Raw genomic sequence first — 1,290 nt, forward strand, 5'->3', positions numbered from 1 at the left:
TTATAAGATTTTATCCAAAGGGCTGTCTGTCCCCGCGAAATGTTGGCCTATAACATGAGTATAAATTTGAGTTGTCGATACATCGTTATGACCTAACAATTCTTGAACGGTTCTTATGTCTCGACCTGCCATGAGTAAATGAGTTGCAAAAGAATGTCGAAATGTATGGCAATTTACTCTTTTGTCGTTAATACCTGCCTTGGTGACTGCATTTTTTAGTGCTTTACGAGGTACTGAATCATGCAAATGGTGTCTGCATAATTCACCTGTTAAAGGGTGCGGACTTATAGATGTTGAGGGAAATAAAAACATCCAACTTAATTGACGAAAGGCGTTTGGGTACTTTTTAGACAGAGCAAAGGGCAAAGAAGGGCCATAACCCTTGGAGTTGTCATCTTGTTGGATTTTTTGAGCATAGGCTTTCTGTTTGTTTAAAGGTTCGGCTAATTTACGGCTAAGAATCGTGGTTCTGTCTTTATTGCCTTTACTGCACCTTACCGCCAAACTATCTTGATCCAAATTAATGTCTTGGATACGAATACGTAAACACTCGCTGATCCTTAGCCCCGATCCATAAAGTAATGAAAATATCAAATAATCCCGTTCATTTAAGCCGCTGAGAATTTTTTGAATTTCGTTAGCGGATAAAACAATGGGCAAGCGTCGACCTTGTTTAGCATGCTGGAACCCTAAATCACCCAATGGTTTATCCAATAACTTGTTGTACAAAAAGGCGAGAGCATTCAACGCAGACTTTTGGGTATTAATAGCAACATGGTGTTCAACAGCTAGAAACGATAAAAACGCTCTTACTTCTTCCGCGCCCATGTTTTGAGGATGTTGTAGCTTATGAAATCGAATGAAATATTTGATCCAATAAAGGTATGATTTTTCTGTTTTTAAGCTATAGCCGCGAAGGCGTAACTCATGTCGAATAAAATTAAGAAACGGACTGGATGACATCACACACTCCTTGTGAATAATTGCCAGCAACCTGTATGAATATACAGTTTATTTTTTGGATTGCCAATTTTTGGCGCGCTTTGCCTAAAAACTAATAATAGTATTGCGCGTTTGCGCTGGAAGAAAAATAAAAAGTCTTTTAGTATCAATGGATAGGGATATCCTCAGCAAAAATAACGCGCTGTGGATAAATGAAATAACGCGCATGCTCGTTTTTCCAGTTTTGGATTTTGTTTATATATTGATAAAAACTTTTTATATCAATTGTTTATAAAGATTTTGGTAAAGTCTCTGAGTTGTCTAAACGCGCATGCGCACTATTAAAAT

Annotated in this window: 1 protein-coding gene; it reads right to left on the minus strand. The window is 37.5% G+C overall.

Features of this window, described 5'->3' with window-relative positions; translation table 11 throughout:
• Entirely contained in the window at positions 1-963 is a 963-nt protein-coding gene (locus DFP76_RS18010; RefSeq protein WP_113875935.1) for an integron integrase, read from the minus strand.
• Between the last annotated feature and the right edge of the window lie 327 nt (positions 964-1,290).

This window comes from Marinomonas aquiplantarum, from assembly GCF_003314975.1.
GTDB lineage: Bacteria > Pseudomonadota > Gammaproteobacteria > Pseudomonadales > Marinomonadaceae > Marinomonas > Marinomonas aquiplantarum.

Excerpts from the sequence above, each read along its gene's own strand:
- DFP76_RS18010 (WP_113875935.1), bottom strand. The coding sequence starts at position 963 with ATGTCATCCAGTCCGTTTCTTAATTTTATTCGACATGAGTTACGCCTT.